Origin of the sequence: Kosakonia sp. S42 (assembly GCF_016624785.1) — a bacterium.
Lineage (GTDB): Bacteria > Pseudomonadota > Gammaproteobacteria > Enterobacterales > Enterobacteriaceae > Kosakonia > Kosakonia cowanii.
On the sequence record NZ_JACVTW010000024.1, the window covers coordinates 21,168 to 37,643 of the forward strand.

Sequence of the window (16,476 nt, forward strand, 5' to 3'; positions counted from 1 at the left end):
TGCCGCGACAGCCTGTTGCGGCGCAGTTGTAACTCAAACCATAAGAGAGAAAGCATGACTATTGATAATAAAGTGGCGCTGGTAACCGGCGCAGGCCAGGGAATTGGACGTGGGATTGCGCTTCGCCTTGCGAAAGAGGGGGCTTCGCTGATGCTGGTGGATATGAACGCCGCCAACCTTGAGGCAGTGGCGAAAGAGGTGCAGGCGCTGGGTCGTAAAGTGGCGACCTTTGTCGCCGATATTTCGCAGCGCGATCAGGTTTATGCGGCGATCGATCACGCAGAAGAGGCACTGGGCGGCTTTGACATTATCGTCAATAACGCTGGTATCGCGCAGGTGCAGCCGCTGGCTGATGTCACCCCGGAAGAGGTGGATCGCATTATGCGCATCAACGTGCAGGGGACATTGTGGGGCATCCAGGCGGCGGCGAAGAAGTTTATCGACCGTCAGCAGAAGGGGAAGATCATCAACGCCTGTTCGATTGCCGGGCATGATGGTTTCGCGCTGCTGGGCGTCTACTCGGCGACCAAATTCGCCGTTCGCGCCTTAACCCAGACGGCGGCAAAAGAGTATGCCAGCCGTGGCATTACCGTTAACGCTTACTGCCCGGGCATTGTCGGCACCGGCATGTGGGAGGAGATTGACCGCCGCTTCTCCGATATCACCGGCGCGCCGCTGGGTGAAACCTACAAGAAATATGTTGAGGGTATTGCGCTGGGTCGTGCGGAGACGCCGGAAGATGTGGCCGGGCTGGTGGCCTATCTCGCCGGGCCGGATTCGGACTACGTAACCGGTCAGGCGATCCTGATTGATGGCGGGCTGGTCTACCGTTAAGGCCAGGCGAGTGACGCTTTCGTCTGACGAAGGCGTCATTTTCCGTTGGGCGTTACTGGAAGGTGCAGGGGATAACAATATGCTCTTGCGTACGCGTTCCGTGCAGCATCTCCAGCAGCAGCTGCGAGGCTTTCAGCCCCGCCTGCTGATAGCCCATTTTGACGCTCAGCACATCGGGTTGCAGGAAGGTCATCAGCGGCGTGCTGCCAATGCTGCCGACTTTAATCTTCCACCCCTGCTGCTGAATGTATTTAATCGCGCCCATGGCGATGGTATCAGAGGCGCAAATCAGCGCGCCGCTCTCGGCGGTTAGCAGCCCTTTCGCCAGGTCGTAACCGCTCTGATAGCTCAGATCGCCGAGCGCCGCATGCGGCGTCATGCCAAACGCTTCACACCGCTCAAGGTAGGTTTGGTAACGGATATTCCCGGTAGTGGGATCGTTAGTGGTGACACCGATATAAGCCACGCTGCGATGGCCCGCGTCGCGCATCTTCTCCATCAGCACATTGACCGCGCCGACGTTGTCGTAGACCACCGACGCCACCTCCGGCAGGGCGCTTGAGATGAGCACCAGCTTATCTTTCCACGCTTTTACCAGGCTCTTATCGACGCCGGAAAAACCGAACAGAATCACCCCTTCGACATTGCGCTGCGCCAGCACGTTAAGGTGCGCGGCAAGCAGGGTGGGATCGAGCAGGCTCTCCATTAAAATCGCATCGTACTCATGCTGATAGATCTGCGGAAGAATGGCGCGAATGGCCTGATTTTCCGAGGCGGAATCGAGACGCGTGACGATCACGCCGATGATCTTTTCCCGCTGCGAGCGCAGCGCCTGGGCGGCTTTCGATGGCGTGTAACCCTGCTCTTTGATAATCGCTTCAACGCGTTCACGGGTCGCTTTCTTCACTTTATCGCTGTTGTTGATCACCAGCGAGACCGTGGACTTTCCGACGCCGCACAGTTTGGCGATGTCGTTTAACGTTAGCTTTTTATCACTCATTCCCGCACGGGCCTCCTGAAGATCGGACCCGGCGATACTAGCATTAATGAATCCCCTAAGGCACCTCTCCGTGCCGCTGCGCCTCACCATTTATTTTGTGATCGCCTGCTAAAATTGGAACGTTCCAACTAGGCGGATGGGTGGGTTGCCGCTATGGTCTTTATCGCTCGGTTTAGAGTAAGAGTTTTTGCGAAAAGCTGTAATAACAACAGCTCACTCATCAAAACCTGCTGGAAGAGAAAAGATGGCGATAAAAAGTAACCCCCAGGATATTGATAAACTTATTGAATTGGTTGGCGGCAGAGAGAACGTCGCTACCGTCAGTCACTGTATTACCCGTTTACGTTTTGTGCTTAACGCTCCGAAAAAAGCCAACCCCGCCGAGATTGAAAAACTGCCGATGGTGAAGGGCTGCTTTACCAACGCCGGGCAGTTTCAGGTGGTGATTGGCACCGATGTCGGCGACTGGTATCAACTGCTGTTGCAACATACGCAGGTGAGCGGCACTGACAAAGAGAGCGCCAAGCGCGTGGCGCGGCAAAATATGAAGTGGCATGAGAGCCTCATCTCCCACTTCGCGGAGATCTTCTTTCCGCTGCTGCCGGCGCTGATCAGCGGCGGTCTGATCCTCGGTTTCCGCAACCTGATTGGCGATCTGCCGCTGTTTAACGACGCGCCGCTCACCGAAGCGTCGCCGGTCTGGAAAAGCATCTACGACTTCTTATGGCTGATTGGCGAGGCGATCTTCTTCTACATTCCGGTCGGTATCTGCTGGTCGGTGGTGAAGAAGATGGGCGGCACGCCGATCCTCGGCATCGTGCTGGGGATTACGCTGGTCTCTCCGCAGCTGATGAACGCTTATCTGCTCGGGCAGCAGACGCCGGAAGTGTGGAACTTTGGCTGGTTCTCCATCGATAAAGTGGGCTACCAGTCGCAGGTTATTCCGTCGATTCTGGCTGGCCTGACGCTGGCGTGGATTGAGCTGAAGCTGAAACGCATCGTGCCGGATTACCTGACGCTGGTGGTGGTGCCGGTGCTCTCGCTGCTGATTGCGGTGTTCCTCGCGCATACCATCATCGGGCCGTTCGGCCGTGTGGTCGGTAACGGCATCGCCTGGGGCGTCAGCCATCTGATGACCGGGCCGTTTGCGCCGATTGGCTCCGCGCTGTTTGGCTTCCTCTATGCGCCGCTGGTGATCACCGGTGTGCACCAGACTACGCTGGCGGTCGACCTGCAACTGATCCAGAACCTTGGCGGCACGCCGGTCTGGCCGATTATCGCGCTCTCCAACATTGCGCAGGGTTCCGCAGTCGTCGGCATCATCCTCGTGAGCAAGAAGGTTAATGAACGGGAGATCTCGGTGCCCGCCGCCATCTCGGCCTATCTCGGCGTGACGGAACCGGCGATGTACGGCATCAACATGAAGTATCGCTTCCCGATGCTCTGCGGCATGGTCGGCGGTGCCTGCGCCGGGCTGATTTGCGGGCTAACCGGCGTGATGGCGAACGGCATTGGCGTCGGCGGCTTACCGGCCATCCTCTCGGTGAAAACCCAATACTGGTCGATTTATGGTCTGGCGATGCTGGTGGCGATTGTGATCCCGCTCGTGCTGACCACGGTTATCTATAAACGTAAGCAGGCAGCGGGCAAGCTGCTGGTGGTGTGAAAAAGGGATCGACGCAATGAGCAAACGTAATGTTCCGTGGTGGCAAAACGGCGTGATTTACCAGATCTACCCGCGCAGTTTTCAGGACAGTACCGGCAATGGCCTCGGCGATCTTCAGGGCATTGTGCGCCGCCTTGATTATCTCCAGTGGCTCGGCGTAAGCGCCATCTGGCTGACGCCGGTTTACCTCTCGCCGCAGGTGGATAACGGCTATGACGTGGCGGATTACTACGCCATCGATCCGCTGTTTGGCACCATGGCGGATTTTGAGGCGCTGGTTGACGCCGCCCATCAGCGCGGCATCAAAGTGGTGATGGATATGGTGTTTAACCATACCTCCACGGAGCATGCGTGGTTCAAAGCCGCTGCCAGCGACCGTAACAGCCCGTGGCGCAACTTCTATATCTGGCGCGACGGCAAAGAGGGGCGGCTGCCCAATAACTGGCACTCCAAGTTTGGCGGCAGCGCCTGGTGCTGGCACGAGGAGACGCAGCAGTACTATCTGCACTCCTTCTCTGCCCAGCAGGCGGATCTCAACTGGGAGAACCCGGAAGTGCGCAACGCCCTGAAAGCGGTCTGCCACTTCTGGGCGGATAAGGGCGTGGACGGGCTGCGGCTGGATGTCATCAACCTGGTCTCCAAGCACCCCGATTTGCCGGATGATGATGAGGGTGACGGCCGCCGTTTCTACACCGACGGCCCGGCGATTCACGACTTTCTCGAAGAGATGAGCCGCGATGTCTTTCAGCCGCGCGGGTTGATGACGGTGGGCGAAATGTCATCCACCCGGCTTGAGCACTGCCAGCGCTATGCGCGGCTGGATGGCAAAGAGCTGTCGATGACCTTTAACTTTCACCACCTGAAAATCGACTATCCGCAGGGTGAGAAGTGGCGGCTTGCGCCGCCGGATCGGGTGGCACTAAAGCGGATTTTCGCCGAATGGCAGCGCGGGATGCACAAGCTGGCGTGGAACGCGCTCTTCTGGTGTAACCACGATCAGCCGCGCATCGTTTCCCGGCTGGGGGATGATGGGGCGCTGCGCACCGTCTCGGCGAAAATGCTGGCGATGGTGCTGCACGGTATGCAGGGCACGCCCTATATCTTCCAGGGAGAAGAGATTGGCATGACCAATCCGCACTTCAGCCGCATCGATCAATACCGCGATGTCGAAAGCCTGAATATGTTCAAAATCCTGCGCCTGCATCAGGATGAAAAAGATGTGCTGGCAGTACTGGCGCACAAATCCCGCGATAACGGCAGAACGCCGGTGCAGTGGGATGACAGCGAGAACGCCGGTTTTACCGACGGCGAAAGCTGGATTGACGTGGCGGATAACTACCGGCAGATCAACGTGGTCAGTGAGATGGCGGATAATGATTCAGTGCTGCACACCTATCGGCAACTGATCGCGCTGCGCAAAAATCTGCCGGTGCTCACCTTTGGCGACTATCAGGATCTCGACCCCGATTCGCCCGCCTGCTGGTGTTATCAGCGGCAAGATGAGGAGCAAACCCTGCGGGTGATTGCCAACCTCAGCGGCGAGCCGCTGGCGCTGAGCGAAGTGTGTCTGCCCAATGAGGCGGGCTGGCGTCTGCTCTACGGCAACTACGCGGATGGCGCGCAGCTGCCCGTCACCGGCACGCTCAGACCTTATGAGTGCGGCTGGTGGATGCGGGAGTAGGTTAGCCGTTTCACTTCCCGGCGGGGGTGTAGCGCAGATACCCGGCAACGCCGCTGTTACCGCCCCCATCCGATGGGTGATTGACCCCTTCGGAGACCGGGATTTCGGCGAAATCGAACGGCGATACGCCTTCAATGCAGGCCGCGTTAACGCCATATTGATCGGGGTTAGAGCGGCGCTGATGGAAGGTGTAGATGCCACACACCGAGCAGAAGAAGTGGATGGCGACCCCTGTGTTAAAGCGGTACTCGGTAAGCTTCTCTCTGCCCTGAAGAATATCAATGCCTGACAGCGGCGCGGTGACTGCTACCGCGCCGCGCATCCGGCAGTAGGAGCAGTTGCAGCGCCGCGCGTTGTTAAAGCCGTCGAGCAGCGTCACGTTAAACACCACCGCACCGCAGTGGCACTGCGCCCGTTTTTTTTCACTCATCTCACTTCTCCAGCCTGGAACGATACTCTCAACCATAGCCTTTTTTGGGGATACCGGGAGGGGCGCGCAAGCGTGTAGAATCGCTGCACTTATCGCCCTGAGGCTCAGCACTATGCGTAACTCTCTAATTTTACTAACACTCCTTGTTTCCACATCCGGTATGGCTGCCACGCTGCATTCCGGCATTTATGAAGAGCTGCAGCTTGCGGTCTCGCCGCAGGGCAAGATCAGCGGTTACTACAGCGAAACCCTCGGTGTCGGCGTAACACGCACCTGCGCCTTTTCGCTGGTGGGGGAGGTGTCGGCAAAAGGCGATGCAACGATCACCTCCTGGTCCACAGCCGTGCTGCCGGGGCACCTTGCGGCAACAGCCGACGGCGTGACGCTTAGCGTGCCCGACGGACAGACTCATGATGGTTGCAGCAATGTGATGCCGCCATTGATTAATGACGGGCTGGAACTGAGCAAAACTCGCAATACCGACTGGCAGTCGATGGCACAGGTGCACGCCGAGCGGCTCTACTTCTATCGTCAACCTGAAGAGAAGACGCGGCGCAAAGCCTTTATCGTGCAGGATGATGTGGTCGGCGTGCTGAAAACCCAGGGGGAGTGGACGCAGGTTGAGTATCTCAGCGATGAGGGCAAAAGCACCACTGGTTGGGTGAAAAGCGAGGCGCTCGCCCCGCTGACGCCGCCCGCTTCCTGATGCTTACACTACGCTGCGCTTAAACGACGGGGCCGCCGGATTGAGCGCGTGCCACAGCGGTTTTATGCGCAGTAGCGCATCCTCAAGCACCGTTGACTCCAGCGCGAAGGGGATGCGCAGATTACGCTCAAACGCGCCGTCGAGGCCGAAACGCGTACCGGCACCGAGATGAATGCCCTCGGTTTCCGCGCGCGCGGCAAAAGCCGTCGCCAGCCGGTCGGGTAGCTCGACCCAGTAAGACAACCCGCCCTCCGGCGGCTGAAAATGCCACGCGGGGAAGAGATCCGCCATGAGTTCGCCGCAGCGGTCGCGGCGCGCTTGCAGCATCGCCCTGCGCGCTGGCAGAAAGTCGTTTTCATTCGCCATCAGCCACTGCGTTGCCAGCTGTTCCAGCAGCGGTGAGCCCAGCTCCAGCGAGTCGCGCGTCTGCGCCAGGTGGGCGATGGTGCGCGCAGAGGCGCGTACCCACCCCAGCCGTAAACCGCCCCAGAAGGTTTTCCCCGCCGAGCCGAGCGTAATAACCGTATCGCTTTTATCAAACGCGGCAAGCGGCGGCGGTGGGGCGTTTTCGTACCAGAGATCGACCATCGTCTCATCCACTACCAGCGTGGTGCGCGTACGGGCGGCAATAGCGGCGATGGCTTCCCGCGTCGCGCTATCCATGCAGCGCCCGGTCGGATTGTGATAATCGGGCATCAGGTAGGCAAGGCGCGGCGCGGTCTGCGCTAGCGTGGCGGCAAAACCGTCGCTGTCCCAGCCGCGCTGCGGCAGCGAGACGCCAACCGGCCTGCACGACGCCCCCTGAATCGCCGCAATCGCCAGCGGGTAGGTAGGGTGATCGACCACCACGCGATCGCCAGGCCCGGTCAGCATACGCAACACCAGTGCCAGCCCGCTCAGTGCGCCATTAACGACCATCACTTCATCAACATGGGTCGGTAAACCGCGCGCGGTATAGCGTGCGGCAATTGCTTCGCGCAGCGCCAGCACGCCGAGCTGACCATACCCGGTACGCGAAAGATAGGGAGCGATCGCCGTTAAGGCGTGGCTGTAGGCCTGGTGAATCTCCGGCCCGGCGCTGAGCGCGGCAGTGGAGAGATCGAGCGCCGCGCCAGCGGTGCTGCGCGTCGGTATGGCGCGGTTATCGGGCAGGATCACCCGCGATCCGCTGCCGTGGCGGCTCTCCAGATAGCCCTCCTCGCGCAGGTGCGCCAGCGCGCTGGCAATCGTCGTGCGGCTCACCGAGAGCGTGGTTGCCAGCTCCCGCTCGCCGGGCAGACGGGTATCCAGCGCCAGCCTGCCGTCGAGGATCAACAAGCGCAGCGCATCGGCAAGCTGACGCCAGAGTGGGGAGCGGGACGAGGATTGTTGCCAGTGGCCTAACAGGCGCAGCAACGACTGGCTACCAAAGCGACGGGATGACATAAGCAGTCCACTATCTGAAAACTGGACATTAATCATAAGTCCATTTACGGGGAAGATGGAAGCCTGTCCAAACGGAGAAGATCTATGCTGCGTCGATTACTGCAACTCTATTTCGGGTTATCCCTTTACGGCCTCTCTACCGCCATGTTTGTGCGCGCCGATCTCGGTGCCGATCCGTGGAATGTCTTTCACCTTGGCGTGGCGAAACTGCTGGCGCTGGATATCGGCACGGTAATGATCGCTACCGGCGCACTGGTGCTGCTGCTGTGGATCCCACTGCGCCAGCGCCCGGGGCTTGGCACCATCAGTAATGTAGTGGCGATAGGGCTGGCGGCCGATGCCGCGCTGGCGATGATCCCAACGCTGGATCAACTGCTGCCGCGCAGCGCGCTGCTCGCCAGTGCTATCCTGGTCAATGCGATTGCCACGGCGATGTATATCGGTGCCGGGTTTGGCTCCGGCCCGCGCGACGGGTTGATGACCGGCGTGCATGCGCGCACTGGCTGGTCGGTGCGCAGCATCCGTACCGTGATTGAGCTGTCGGTGCTGCTGATTGGCTGGCTGCTGGGCGGCACGCTCGGCGTCGGCACGGTGCTCTATGCGCTGACTATTGGCCCGCTGATCCAGCTCTGCCTGCCGTGGTTTCGCTTCGCACCGCGTCCCGTTCCCGTCGCAGAAGTAAAACCGGCCGCTTAGCCATTTTTGTCAGGTTTACAGGCAGATGAAGTTAAGGGATGCTGAGTTATCACAGGCCGACGCTTTCGGCCTGAAGGGAGAGAGCCTATGACCACCCCCATTCTGGAGACCGAAAGATTACGCCTGCTACCGCTGGTATCTGCCGATGCTGAGCAGATCCAGCGCATTTTTCCGCGCTGGGAGATCGTGCGTTACCTGATTGCCAGCGTGCCGTGGCCCTACCCGGACGGTGCCGCCCAGCACTATGTTGATAACGTCGCGCTGGCGGCGAGCCGCGCCGGTGAAGGCTGGTTCTGGACGCTGCGTCGTAAAGAGGATGAGCGTGAGTTAATGGGCGTTATCTGCCTGATGAACACGCCGGATAACAACCGTGGTTTCTGGCTGGCGCCGGAGTGGCAGGGGCAGGGCTATATGCGCGAAGCGTGCCACGCGGTGACCGATTACTGGTTCAATGGCCTGAAGCGCGAGGTGCTGCGCGCACCGAAAGCGGTGGCTAACGAGCGGTCGAGAAAGATCTCGCACAGCAGCGGTATGCGGCTGGTTCGCCGCCAGCCGGGCCACTATGTGGCGGGCGAGTTAGAGACCGAGTTGTGGGAGATCACCCGCGATGACTGGAACCGCCTCTACGGCTGATGCCCGCGCCGACAGCCCTTTCGGGCTGTCATTTATTTATCTCTTCTAAGTACTTTCTCACCCATATATTAAAATTGTCATAATAATGAAATATTAATTTAATATTTATGTCATCTTTCTCGTGCAAATTATTTATGGGGTATTTCGGCTTGTTATATTTTTGAAATATATTTGTGGATCGGTTACCTAAGTTCGTGTATTAATTAGCGTGTTTATTCACACCAGAAGGGATAATCATGACCAGCGCTGTATTAAACGTAAGAATTGATGAAGCGTTAAAAGAGAAACTTCGCCATTATGCCGAAGTCAATAATGAGAATTTAGGCTCGGCAACGCAAAAGCTTCTCCTGCTGGCGTTTGAGGCAGTGGAAGAGGAGAGCGTATCAGAGGAAGAGGTCGACAGCCAGCACACGGAAGAAGAGAGCGCAACGCCACTTACAACCAAAGAAATCAAAGCACTACGCAAACTTCTGAAGAAGAGAAAATGAACCAACAACTGCTTTCAATCGCCCACAGTTACCGTGAAGCGTGCGAGCTGCTGCGCTCAGGGTTCGTCAAACAAGTTCGTCTGGACTGGAATATTGGCACAGATGAGTTCTTTCGCATTGCATCGGACTGGTGTGACGCTGGTGCCAAAATTAAAAAAGAAGGGAACAGCTTTATTATTTCACTGAAAGGATTCCCCATTCCCCGCCAGCAGTAACACACTTGTCATGAAACCATCATTTTAATTGCAAATAAAAGTGTGATGATGGTTCAAATAATAACAGCAACCATCTCAATAAAGCATTAAGGATGATGTTTACGGCGAGCCGTTCGTGGCTCGTCGTTATTTCTTTTGGCTTGCCGTAACCGCGCGCAGGCAACGGGCGATGAAGCGGGTATACTGCATAAAATTTGCAGTCGCCCGGAAGCTTATGAAAACCATCACTCTCTATGATGTCGCCCGCCATGCCGGCGTCTCTTACCAGACCGTCTCCCGCGTGATCAACGATGCGGCCCATGTCTCTGCACGCACCCGTGAAAAGGTGCAGGCGGCGATGGCGGCGCTGCACTATGTGCCCAACCGCGGCGCGCAGCAGCTGGCGGGCAAACGCAGCAAAACCCTTGGCTTAGTGACCACCGATCTGGCGCTGCATGCACCGTCGCAAATTGCCTCGGCGGTAAAGAGCCGCGCCGGGCAGGCGGGAGCCAGCGTGATGATTTCGATGGTTGAACAGCACGATGAGCAGAGCTGCGCGGCGGCGTTGCAGGAGCTGCTGGCGCAGAGGGTGGAGGGCGTGCTGATTAACGTCCCGCTCGACGATGCGCTGGCACAGCAGCTGGCGACGCAGGCCGCACCGGTGCCGGTGCTGTTTCTCGATGTCAGCGACACGGCGTCGGTCAACAGCCTGGTGTTTGATGCCGCTCAGGGCGCGCGCCTCGGGGTTGAGCACCTGCGGGCATTGGGGCACCAGCGCATTGCGCTGCTCGGCGGGCCGGAGAGCTCGGTTTCGGCACGCGCCCGCTTTAGCGGCTGGCTGGCGGCGCTGGAGGAAGCAAAGCTGTCTCCCTTCGCCTGCGCGCACGGTGACTGGAGCGCGGCCTCCGGGTTTGAAAAAGCGCAGCGCTTACTCGCCGGGCCGCAGCTGCCGCAGGCGGTGCTGGTGGCAAACGATCAGATGGCGCTTGGCGTACTGCGCGCTTGCGCGGCAAAAGGCATTGCCGTCCCGGAGCAGATCTCGGTGGTCGGGTATGACGATACCGACGACAGCGCCTGGTTTTCGCCACCGCTCACCACCGTGCGCCAGGCGTTCAAAGAGGCGGGCGCGCGTAGCGTTGACTGGCTGCTGGATAACCAGGCGCAGGGCGACGGCTTTTGCCAGATACGCCTGCCGGTCACTCTGGTCGGGCGCTACTCCAGCGCACCGCTGTCGCAGCAAAAAGAGAGCGGTGAAGCGCTGGCCCGGCGTCTGCAACAGCTGGCAGAGCAGGTGGCTTTACTCAATCGCCGCTAAGCTTTTGTGATCCTCTTCGCTTTCAGCCGCTCTGCACCTTTACCTGCGGCCCGCTTTGCGTCATTGTGCTAAAAATTGTGAGCGCTTCGCAAAAGAGGTTGTTATGTCATCTACCCTTGCTTCATTACTCTCCAGACGCGACTGGGAAAACCCGGTTGTCACCCAGTGGCATCGCCTGGCGGCGCATGCCCCAATGCGCAGCTGGCGCGATGAAACCGCCGCGCGCGATGAAGCGGAGTCACCCTCGCATCGCTCGTTGAACGGCCTGTGGCAATTTAGTTTTTTCGCCTCGCCGGAAGCGGTACCTGAGCAGTGGATCGAGCAGGATTGCGCCGACGCTGTGGCAATGCCGGTGCCCTCCAACTGGCAGATGCAGGGCTTCGATACGCCCATCTATACCAATGTGACCTATCCGATCCCCGTTAACCCGCCGTTCGTTCCGCAGCAAAACCCAACCGGTTGTTACTCGCTCACATTTGAGGTGGACGCTGAGGCAATTGCCGGGGGGCAGACGCGGATTGTGTTTGACGGCGTGAACTCTGCTTTCCACCTCTGGTGCAACGGTCAGTGGGTCGGCTACTCGCAGGATAGCCGCCTGCCAGCGGAGTTCGATCTCAGCGCGGTGCTGCGCGCAGGCGAAAACCGCCTGGCGGTGATGGTGCTGCGCTGGTGCGACGGCAGCTATCTCGAAGATCAGGATATGTGGCGCATGAGCGGCATCTTCCGCGACGTCTCGCTGCAACATAAACCGGCGCTGCACATTGCTGACTACCACTACACCACCGTGCTCAACGCGGAGTTTACCCGTGCAAGCGTGCAGGTGGCGGTGGAGCTGGCAGGCGAGTTTGCCGGATCGCGCGTAACGGCGGTGCTGTGGCGCAATGGCGAAAAGATCGCCTCTGGCGAACAGACGCCCGGCAGCGCGGTGGTCGATGAGCGCGGCAGCTGGGCGGAGCGCCTGAGCCTGACGCTGCCGGTCGAGTCGCCGCTGCTGTGGAGCGCGGAGACGCCGAACCTCTATCGCCTGACGCTGACGCTTTGCGATGAAGAGGGCAACTGCGTGGAAGTTGAAGCCTGCGATGTCGGCTTCCGCCACGTTGAGATCCATCAGGGCTTATTGAAACTGAACGGCCAACCGCTGCTGATCCGCGGCGTTAACCGCCACGAGCACCACCCGGAGCACGGCCAGGCGGTCGATGAAGCGACCATGCGGCGCGATATCGAGCTGATGAAGCAGCATAACTTCAACACCGTGCGCTGCTCCCACTATCCTAACCACCCGCTCTGGTATCGCCTCTGCGATCGCTACGGTCTCTATGTGGTGGATGAGGCCAACATTGAAACGCATGGCATGGTGCCGATGAGCCGCCTGGCGGATGACCCGCGCTGGCTGCCCGCGATGAGCGAGCGCGTGACGCGTATGGTGCAGCGTGACCGCAACCATCCGTCGATCATCATCTGGTCTTTGGGTAATGAGTCCGGGCATGGCGCGAATCACGATGCGCTTTACCGCTGGCTGAAGAGCACCGATCCAACGCGCCCGGTACAGTACGAGGGGGGCGGGGCGAACACCGCAGCGACGGATATCATCTGCCCGATGTATGCCCGCGTCGACCAGGATCAACCTTTTCCTGAAGTGCCGAAGTGGTCGATCAAAAAGTGGATTGGCCTGCCGGAGGAGACCCGGCCGCTGATCCTCTGTGAATATGCCCATGCGATGGGCAACAGCTTTGGCGGTTTCGCCAAATATTGGCAGGCGTTTCGCGCCGCGCCGCGTTTGCAGGGCGGTTTTGTCTGGGACTGGGTTGACCAGGCACTGACAAAAATTGGCGCAGACGGGCAGCCCTTCTGGGCCTACGGCGGTGATTTTGGCGATACGCCAAATGACAGGCAGTTCTGCATGAACGGGCTGGTTTTCCCGGATCGCACCCCGCACCCGGCGCTGTTCGAAGCGCAGCGCGCGCAGCAGTTTTTCCAGTTTTCTCTGCTCAGCGCTTCACCGCTGATCATGGAAGTGACCAGCGAATACCTGTTCCGCACCAGCGATAACGAAGTGCTGCGCTGGCGCGTTGAGCGCGACGGCGAGGTGCTGGCGCAGGGCGAAACCGCGCTGGTGATTGCACCGCAGGGCAAGGTGCAGATCGCGCTGGATCTGCCGGAGCTGACCGCTGCGCCGGGCGAATTGTGGCTTAACGTTGAGGTTTACCAGCGCGAGGCGACGGCGTGGTCTGCGGCCTGGCATCGTTGCGCCTGGGATCAGTGGCGCTTACCGGCACCGCTCTATTTTGAGGCGCCTGATGAACAGGGCGAGCGACCGACGCTTGAGGTCAGTGATGAAACCTACACCGTTACCCAGGGCAACCAGCGCTGGGCCTTCTGCCGCCAACGCGGAGATCTGGTGCAGTGGTGGCGCGACGGACAGGAGACGCTGCTGACACCAGTAACCGACTGCTTTGCCCGCGCACCGCTCGATAACGATATCGGCGTCAGTGAAGTGACGCGCATCGATCCCAATGCCTGGGTGGAGCGCTGGAAAGCGGCGGGGATGTACGATCTGCGCGCCGAGCTGTTGAGCTTCGAGGTGCAGGAGAGCGCACAACAGGTGACGCTGCGCACGATTCACCGCTGGAGCGGTGCCGGGAAAAGCGCCTTTATCAGCGAGAAAACGTGGCGGATTGACAGGACCGGCGGGTTGCAGGCCGATATTGAGGTGGTGGTGGCAAATGATATTCCGCCGCCTGCGCGCATCGGGCTGGTGTGCCAGTTGGCTGAGCGCCCGGCAGAGGTGAGCTGGCTCGGTCTTGGCCCTCATGAAAACTACCCTGACCGTAAACTCGCGGCCTGCCAGGGGCGCTGGACGCAGCCGCTGGCGGCGCTGCATACGCCCTATATCTTCCCCGGCGAAAATGGCCTGCGCTGCGATACCCGGCTGTTGCAGTGTGGCGGGCATCAGCTGGAGGGGCAGTTCCACTTCTCCCTTGGCTGCTACAGCGACACTCAACTGCGGGAGACGACGCACCACCATCTGCTGCGCGAAGAGGCGGGCTGCTGGCTGCACCTCGACGCCTTCCATATGGGCGTCGGCGGGGATGACTCCTGGAGCCCGAGCGTCTCGCCGGAGTTTATTTTGCAGCAGGAGCGGGTGCGTTACCGCTTGCGCTGGCAGCAGGCGTAGACGCCGGTTCCGCACCGGGCATGTTGTTCCCGCATGACATCGGGTATCTTTACCGGTCTGAGGCTATAACATGCGCCGGTGGCGGTTCGCGTTGGGAAGGGGTGGATGAAGAAAAAAGAGTTCGTCACGCAGGATCTGCTCAGCAAAATTTACCAGAACAGCGCGCCAGGCCCGCGCAAACTCCCCCCGGAGCGGCAGCTGGCGCAGGAGTATGGCGTGTCGCGCTTCACCATCCGCCAGGCGCTGGAGAAGCTTGCCAGCATTGGCGTGGTGCGCATTGTGCAGGGATCCGGCATCTGGATTAATGAACAGGCGCGCAACAACCCGCTGGTCTACAACTCAATCACCGAGAAGCGCTTCGATCAGATCCGCTTTCGCATGGTAAGCCTGCATAAGAAGCGGCCGAACCGCGATGAGCAGCAGATCTTTGGCCTGAGCGATGAGAGCTTTATCTGGCAGTTTTGCCGCCTGCGCTTTGTTGATGAGCAGGCGGTGCAGATTGAGATTTCACGTATGCCGGTGGAGGGTTTTGCCGATCTCAATCAGCAGGTGATTGAGCGCTCACTTCAGCAGTATGTATTAAGCAAGGGGTATCAAATTTCCCATCTGCTCACCACCTACCGGGTGGTGAACGTCAGCCGCGAACAGGCCGCGCTGCTCGGCTGTAAAAAGGGCAGCCCGGCGATGCACATCAGCAACCGCGGCATTCTTGAGGGCGGCCAGGTCTACGAGATCAGCGACATCATCGATATCAACTACAGCTGTACCTATGTCATCCCCCATAACCGCGAAAACCTGACCTTCCGCCAGGGCGGCGGCTGAATTACGGCGTGTGCATGGTGCCGTCGGTGAGGCGGCTCTGCGTCCACTCATGGGGGCGGTAGGTGACGGGCCAGGCGCGCGCCTCCTCTTCATTAAACCCAACGCCGATGCCCGGTTTTTCCGGCGCATAGACAAAACCTGCTTTCACCTGCGGCGCGCCGGGGAAGACCGCATCCGTGGTGGCGGAGCGCGGGATATACTCCTGAATCGCGGCGTTATGCAGATGGATATTGAGATGGGTATTGACCGCCACGGCGATGGGCGTCATATCGCCCGGGCCGTGCCAGGCCAGGCGCACGCCGAAGGCCTGACAGAGCACCGCCAGCTTCAGCGCCGGGGTGATGCCGCCAAGCTGCGAAATATGGCAGCGGATAAAGTCGATACGGCGGTTCACAATCAGATCGTGCCACTCCGCCGGGTTGTTAAACAGCTCACCCATCGCCAGCGGCGCGCTGCTGTGCTGGCGCACCTGATCGAGCCAGCCGCTCTGCGCGGGCGGCAGAATATCTTCAATAAAGTAGGGCTGATAAGGCTCAAGCTGCTTCGCCAGCTGCACCGCCTGCTGCGGGAAGAGGCGCTCATGCACGTCATGCAGGATATGCAGGCTGTCGCCATACTTCTCGCGCAGCGCTTTAAACATGGCGACGGTGTTGCGCATATACTCCTGCTGGTCGAAATAGGCGCCCGGCGTCGGGTTGTCCGGCGTTTGCAGCTGCGAAGGCGTACCGCCGTAAAAACCAAGCTGGCAGCGCACATGGCGATACCCCTGTGCCACAAGCTTATCGACCGAGTCGAAGAGTTCGTCGAGGGTTTCACCGCTGGCGTGGCTGTAGGCGGCGATGGCATCGCGGGACTTCCCGCCCAACAGCTGATAGAGCGGCATTCCGGCGAGCTGGCCTTTGATATCCCACAGTGCCATATCAACACCGGAGATGGCGTTATTAAGGATCGGGCCGTTACGCCAGTAGGCGTTGACGCTCATCATCTGCCACAGATCTTCAATATTATTGGCATCGCGACCAATCAGCAGCGGCTTCAGGTACTCATCCACCACCGTTTTGACCGCCAGCGGGCGCTGCTGAAAGGTCGCACAGCCGTGGCCGATGACACCTTTATCGGTTGTTACCCGCACGACGACCAGGTTATGCCTGTCGGGGCGGGTAATAAAACAGTCGATATTCTGGATAAGCGTTGGCGTCACGGGAACTCCTTTACAGCGAAATATAAGCGGGGAATGGCCACTATCTTCGCCCTAATTTCGCCGCGAGGTAAACGCTTTTTTCGAATAAATATTTTGGTCAGATTTCACCTGTTAATGTAATTAAAAACCAGACCAATTTGCGCTTTGTTGCGTTAATGAATGCGTGATGGCAGCAAAGTGTGACGGATTTCATATTTTATTGGTTTGTTT

General features: G+C 59.2%; 15 protein-coding genes. 11 read left to right on the plus strand and 4 right to left on the minus strand.

Annotated elements, in window-relative coordinates:
- Window positions 1-54 precede the first annotated feature (54 nt).
- Complete coding sequence (locus IAE50_RS19740; RefSeq protein WP_042717102.1) at window positions 55-834, plus strand: acetoin reductase; 780 nt, start codon at window positions 55-57, stop codon at window positions 832-834.
- Between the two features lie 52 nt (window positions 835-886).
- Here the strand turns inward: IAE50_RS19740 and treR are convergent, their stop codons facing one another.
- Window positions 887-1,834, minus strand: a complete 948-nt coding sequence (treR, locus tag IAE50_RS19745; RefSeq protein ID WP_200581022.1) for a trehalose operon repressor TreR — start codon at window positions 1,832-1,834, stop codon at window positions 887-889.
- A 244-nt stretch (window positions 1,835-2,078) separates the two neighbouring features.
- On the opposite strand from treR, the gene treB reads away from it, so the two are divergent.
- Together treB and treC are read left to right on the plus strand one after the other, a co-directional pair.
- Window positions 2,079-3,500: a PTS trehalose transporter subunit IIBC gene (gene treB, locus IAE50_RS19750; protein WP_200581023.1), complete on the plus strand. Its 1,422-nt coding sequence runs from the start codon at window positions 2,079-2,081 to the stop codon at window positions 3,498-3,500.
- Between the two features lie 16 nt (window positions 3,501-3,516).
- Window positions 3,517-5,181, plus strand: coding sequence for an alpha,alpha-phosphotrehalase (treC, locus tag IAE50_RS19755; RefSeq protein WP_200581024.1), 1,665 nt, complete (start codon window positions 3,517-3,519; stop codon window positions 5,179-5,181).
- A gap of 10 nt (window positions 5,182-5,191) precedes the next feature.
- Here the strand turns inward: treC and IAE50_RS19760 are convergent, their stop codons facing one another.
- Window positions 5,192-5,611, minus strand: coding sequence for a GFA family protein (locus IAE50_RS19760; protein WP_200581025.1), 420 nt, complete (start codon window positions 5,609-5,611; stop codon window positions 5,192-5,194).
- A gap of 112 nt (window positions 5,612-5,723) precedes the next feature.
- On the opposite strand from IAE50_RS19760, the gene IAE50_RS19765 reads away from it, so the two are divergent.
- A complete protein-coding gene (locus IAE50_RS19765) occupies window positions 5,724-6,317 on the plus strand; it encodes a hypothetical protein (protein ID WP_200581026.1) in 594 nt (197 codons plus the stop codon).
- 3 nt (window positions 6,318-6,320) lie between these two features.
- On the opposite strand, the gene IAE50_RS19770 is transcribed toward IAE50_RS19765, so the two are convergent.
- Window positions 6,321-7,742, minus strand: a complete 1,422-nt coding sequence (locus tag IAE50_RS19770; protein WP_200581027.1) for a PLP-dependent aminotransferase family protein — start codon at window positions 7,740-7,742, stop codon at window positions 6,321-6,323.
- An 84-nt stretch (window positions 7,743-7,826) separates the two neighbouring features.
- On the opposite strand from IAE50_RS19770, the gene IAE50_RS19775 reads away from it, so the two are divergent.
- From IAE50_RS19775 to IAE50_RS19805, 7 genes are all read left to right on the plus strand, one after another.
- Complete coding sequence (locus tag IAE50_RS19775) at window positions 7,827-8,438, plus strand: YitT family protein (protein ID WP_200581028.1); 612 nt, start codon at window positions 7,827-7,829, stop codon at window positions 8,436-8,438.
- 87 nt (window positions 8,439-8,525) lie between these two features.
- The gene (locus IAE50_RS19780) at window positions 8,526-9,071 is read left to right on the plus strand and encodes a GNAT family N-acetyltransferase (protein ID WP_094419540.1); all 546 of its coding nucleotides are present in this window, start codon (window positions 8,526-8,528) and stop codon (window positions 9,069-9,071) included.
- 236 nt (window positions 9,072-9,307) lie between these two features.
- Complete coding sequence (locus tag IAE50_RS19785) at window positions 9,308-9,559, plus strand: hypothetical protein (protein ID WP_023478273.1); 252 nt, start codon at window positions 9,308-9,310, stop codon at window positions 9,557-9,559.
- Entirely contained in the window at window positions 9,556-9,774 is a 219-nt protein-coding gene (locus IAE50_RS19790; protein ID WP_023478265.1) for a hypothetical protein, read from the plus strand. The genes IAE50_RS19785 and IAE50_RS19790 overlap by 4 nt, the downstream gene beginning before the upstream one ends.
- Before the next feature lie 214 nt (window positions 9,775-9,988).
- Window positions 9,989-11,068, plus strand: coding sequence for a LacI family DNA-binding transcriptional regulator (locus tag IAE50_RS19795; RefSeq protein ID WP_200581029.1), 1,080 nt, complete (start codon window positions 9,989-9,991; stop codon window positions 11,066-11,068).
- 103 nt (window positions 11,069-11,171) lie between these two features.
- On the plus strand, window positions 11,172-14,243 hold the full coding sequence (locus IAE50_RS19800; protein WP_200581030.1) for a beta-galactosidase: 3,072 nt from the start codon (window positions 11,172-11,174) through the stop codon (window positions 14,241-14,243).
- Between the two features lie 105 nt (window positions 14,244-14,348).
- Window positions 14,349-15,065, plus strand: coding sequence for a GntR family transcriptional regulator (locus IAE50_RS19805; RefSeq protein ID WP_200581031.1), 717 nt, complete (start codon window positions 14,349-14,351; stop codon window positions 15,063-15,065).
- Between the two features lies 1 nt (window position 15,066).
- Here the strand turns inward: IAE50_RS19805 and IAE50_RS19810 are convergent, their stop codons facing one another.
- Window positions 15,067-16,266 (minus strand): enolase C-terminal domain-like protein, encoded by a 1,200-nt coding sequence (locus IAE50_RS19810; protein ID WP_042712881.1) that lies wholly within the window; start codon window positions 16,264-16,266, stop codon window positions 15,067-15,069.
- Between the last annotated feature and the right edge of the window lie 210 nt (window positions 16,267-16,476).